Raw genomic sequence first — 3,927 nt, forward strand, 5'->3', positions numbered from 1 at the left:
CGCGTCCGGCAGCGGCGCCGCGCCGAGCCGGTCGCCGAGGAACGTGCGCAACGCGTCGAGCGCCTGCTCGCGCCGCGCGGCACGCGCGACGTCGAGCGCGACGATATTGCTCGTGCCTTCCCAGATCGAGCCGAGATGGGCGTCGCGCACGAGCCGCGCATCGCTCCACTCCTCGATGTAGCCGGTGCCGCCGCGCACTTCCATCGCATCGCCCGTCACGCGCCGCGCATCGCGACACGCGCGGAACTTGATCAGCGGCGTCAGGATCCGCACGCAGCGCGCCGCCTGCTCGTCGCCTGCATCGGCCTGCGGCAGCAGCAGCGCGATCTGCATGAACATCGTGCGCGCGGCCTCGGCCGGCAGCAGCATCTTCATCAGCTGACGCTGCATCAGCGGCATGTCGATCAGCTTGCGGCCGAACGCTTCGCGATGCGCGGCCACGTGCAGCGCCTCGTTCATCGCGCGTCGCATCAGCCCGGCCGCGCGCACGCCGTTCGACAGTCGCGACATGTTGATCATGTCCGCCATCTGGTGAAAGCCGCGCCCGATTTCGCCGATCAGATACGCATGCGCACCGTCGAGCACGATCTCGCCGCTCGCCATCGAACGGCTGCCGAGCTTGTCCTTGAGCCGCACGATCCGGTAATGATTGCGCGTGCCGTCCGCTAGCGTCTTAGGCAGCAGGAACAAGGCGAGCCCGTGAATGCCGTCCGGCGCGCCGTCGGGGCGCGCGAGCACCATCGCGAGATCGGCGTCCGCGTTCGAGCAGAACCATTTGTCGCCGTATAGCCGCCACACGGTGTCGCCGTGCGCGTCGGTGTCGCGTGCGGCGCGCGTCGCGATCCGGCCGACGTCCGAGCCGGCCGCCTGCTCCGTCATGAACATCGCGCCCTGGTACAGCGTGTCGAAGTCGCGCGACGCGAGCATCGGCAGATAGCGCGCCACCAGTTCACGATCGCCGAAGCGGCGCAGCGTGCGCGTCAGCGAGTCGGTCATGCTGACCGGGCAGCACAGTCCGAATTCCGCCTGCACGAACAGAAAGGTCAGCGCGTACTTGACGAGCGGCGGCGCGGCGTCCGGCTGATGGCTGAGCGCCGCGAGCCCGAGCTCCGAATACGCGACGCGTTCGAGCGCGACGTACGCCGGATCCTTGTCGATGCGCTGCACGGCCTCGCCGCGCCGATTGCGATGCTCGAGCACCGGCGGATGCTTATCCGCGCGCGATGCCCATTCATCGAGTTCGCCCGACACGCGCGCGCCGAGCGCGCGAAGCTGCGGTTCGAGTTCGGTGTAGTGCGCATCGCCGAGATGCAGCCTCAGCAACGCGCCGAGATCGGGATCGACGGAAAAGAAGTTGAGGCCCCGGCTGTCGGGGATATTGGACGCGCCGGCGGCCGGCGTGTGCGCTGTGTCGTTCATGTGCGTCTCCGATGTGCGCCGGCGTCGCGGCGTGTCGCGCGAGCCGGTCTCGTGCCGGGCGGTTGCCCGGCGCGGTTGTTCGGCCGGCAATCGCGGCGCGGCCGTATCAGGCGTTTCGGACAGCGTAGGCCTGCGGTCGATAAGCGTCCAATACAGGATTTATTCGGTACGATAGATATTGCTTATCGACGCGCGGACGAGGAGAACAGACGATGGAACTGAGGCAGTTGCGCTACTTCGTGGCGGTCGCCGAGGAACTGCATTTCGGACGCGCGGCGAAGCGCCTGTTCATCTCGCAGCCGGCGCTGAGTTTCGACATCCGCAAGTTCGAGGAGACGCTCGGCGTGCAGCTGCTGTCGCGCACGAACAAGGCCGTCGCGCTGACCAACGCGGGCGAAGTGCTGCTCGGCGAAGCGCGCCGGCTGCTGCTGCAGGCCGCCGAAGCGGAACGGCTGACGGTGCGGTCCGCATCCGGTCTCGCGGGCCGGCTGCGGATCGGCTTCGTCCACTCTATGCTCTATCGCGGGCTGCCCGATGCGGTACGTCGCTTCGAGGCCGATTACCCCGGCGTCGAGATCGTCCTGAGCGAGATGAACACGCAGGCGCAAGTGCAGGCCGTGCAGCGCGGCCAGATCGACCTCGGCTATGCACACTGGGGCCGCTTTCCGCCCGAGGTCGAATCGGCGCCCGTCTATGCGGAGCCGTTCGTCTGCTGCCTGCCGGCCGCACATCCGTTCGCGCGGCGCAGAAAGATCGCGCTCGCGGCACTCGCCGCGGAACCGTTCATCCTGTTTCCGCGCGACGCCGCACCGCACTATCACGATCTGATCATCGCGCAGTGCGTGAACGCCGGGTTCAGCCCGGTGATTCGCCACGAGGCGCGGCTGTGGCAGACGATCCTGTCGATGATCGAGTTCGGCATGGGCATTGCGCTCGTGCCGCGCGTACTGCAGCAGGCGAACAGCGAGCGGCTCGCGTTCCGGCCGCTGAAGGACGCGTCGCTCGAATCGCGCACGCTCGAGCTGAAACGCAGCGGCAGCGCGGAGCCGGTCGCGCTGCGCTTCGCCGAATATGTGCGCGCGTCGATCGATGCGCTCCCGGCACGCGCGCGCTGATGATGCCGGCCGCGGCGTGGCGACGGCGCGTTCGGCGTGTGGAACTGTTCGAAAACGAGCGTCGCAGCCGGACCTCGGCCTGCCCCGCGCATGCGCTCAAAAAAAATTTGCAGAAAGGGCTTTACGAACCCAAAAAGCTCTGACATAATTTCAGCTTCTTTGGGCGGTTAGCTCAGCGGTAGAGCACTGCCTTCACACGGCAGGGGTCACTGGTTCGATCCCAGTACCGCCCACCAAAGAATTCGAGGGCCTGCGTTTCACGACGCAGGCCCTTTTCGTTTTTGCGGCGCGCACGCGCGCCCCGCCCGCGGTATCGCCCCCCTGCGCTCGTCTACCCCGCTCCCGATCGACGCGGACGTTGTTGTAACGAACCGTAACTAATTCGTAATGCCTCATTGATAATGGTCGATTAGAATCGGCCGCCAACAATGTCGATCCATGAATCGACGCTGGTTACCGCGCCGTCCCCATTCCAGTCACGATGACCTCGTACCACTCCCATACCCTGTGGCTCACCGGCCTCAGCGGCGCCGGCAAATCGACGCTCTCGCAACGCGTCGCCGCGCATCTTCGTGAACGCCGGATCCCGGTCTGCATTCTCGACGGCGACGAACTGCGCTCCGGCGTCTCGCCTGACCTGGGCTTCAGGCGCGAGGACCGCTCCGAGAACTGCCGGCGCACCGCCGAAATCGCCAAGCTGCTGAACAGTCAGGGCATCACCGCGGTCGTCGCGCTGATCTCGCCGTATGCGGCCGACCGCCAGCGCGCGCGAGAGATCGTCGGCGACGATCGCTTCGTCGAAATCTATCTGAAAACCGACATCGCAACCTGCTCCGCGCGCGATCCGAAGCGCCTCTACGCAAAGGCGACGACGGGCCAGACGCCGCAGTTCACAGGCATCTCCGATCCGTACGAAGTGCCGGTCTCACCCGATCTCGTGATCGAAACCGGCGCGCTGACCGTCACCGATTCCGTCGCCCGCATCATAGCGTTCGAAGAACAGCGTTTCGCGCGCGCGTAACGGCGCCGACGCAACGCTCACGCGCTCCGCCGCACCCGCTCCGCCGTCGCATCGAATGCCCGCTTCGCGCTGTCGACGAGCGCATCGATCTCGTCGTCGCGAATCACGAGCGGCGGCGACAGCAGCATGCGGTCACCGGTCGCGCGCATGATCAGGTTGCCGTTGAAGCAGAAGTCGCGGCAGATCGTGCCGACGTCGATCGCGGCGTCGAACCGCACGCGCCGTTCTCGATCGCGCGCGAGCTGGACGCCGGCGACGAGCCCCGCGCCTGCGATCTCGCCGACGATCGGATGGTCGGCGAGCGCCTCGCGCAGCCGACGCTGAAAATACGGCCCCGTATGCCGCTTCACGCGCTCGACGATGCCCTCGTCG

The 3,927-nt window shown here is 66.9% G+C and carries 3 protein-coding genes, 1 tRNA gene and 1 pseudogene; 3 read left to right on the forward strand and 2 right to left on the reverse strand.

Annotation, left to right across the window (positions count from 1 at the left end):
* The coding region (locus HMPREF3115_RS17345; RefSeq protein ID WP_070555345.1) for an acyl-CoA dehydrogenase family protein at positions 1–1,419 on the reverse strand (1,419 nt) is incomplete at its 3' end.
* Positions 1,420–1,631: 212 nt separating this feature from the next.
* On the opposite strand from HMPREF3115_RS17345, the gene HMPREF3115_RS17350 reads away from it, so the two are divergent.
* From HMPREF3115_RS17350 to cysC, 3 genes are all read left to right on the forward strand, one after another.
* Positions 1,632–2,534, forward strand: a complete 903-nt coding sequence (locus HMPREF3115_RS17350) for a LysR family transcriptional regulator (RefSeq protein ID WP_006410780.1) — start codon at positions 1,632–1,634, stop codon at positions 2,532–2,534.
* Between the two features lie 161 nt (positions 2,535–2,695).
* A tRNA-Val gene (locus tag HMPREF3115_RS17355) sits at positions 2,696–2,770 on the forward strand.
* 245 nt (positions 2,771–3,015) lie between these two features.
* Positions 3,016–3,555 carry an adenylyl-sulfate kinase gene (gene cysC, locus HMPREF3115_RS17360; RefSeq protein ID WP_006410767.1) on the forward strand — a complete coding sequence of 180 codons (540 nt, stop codon included), beginning with the start codon at positions 3,016–3,018 and terminating at the stop codon, positions 3,553–3,555.
* A gap of 17 nt (positions 3,556–3,572) precedes the next feature.
* On the opposite strand, the pseudogene HMPREF3115_RS17365 reads toward cysC, so the two are convergent.
* Positions 3,573–3,927: pseudogene (locus tag HMPREF3115_RS17365) on the reverse strand (aminotransferase class III-fold pyridoxal phosphate-dependent enzyme); the annotation flags it as partial.

The sequence above is a fragment of the Burkholderia sp. HMSC10F09 genome, assembly GCF_001806955.1.
Lineage (GTDB): Bacteria > Pseudomonadota > Gammaproteobacteria > Burkholderiales > Burkholderiaceae > Burkholderia > Burkholderia multivorans.

What these genes read in the sequence shown, in the direction of transcription:
- cysC (WP_006410767.1), top strand. Translation starts at nt 3,016, where the DNA reads ATGACCTCGTACCACTCCCATACCCTGTGGCTCACCGGCCTCAGCGGC.
- HMPREF3115_RS17350 (WP_006410780.1), top strand. Translation starts at nt 1,632, where the DNA reads ATGGAACTGAGGCAGTTGCGCTACTTCGTGGCGGTCGCCGAGGAACTG.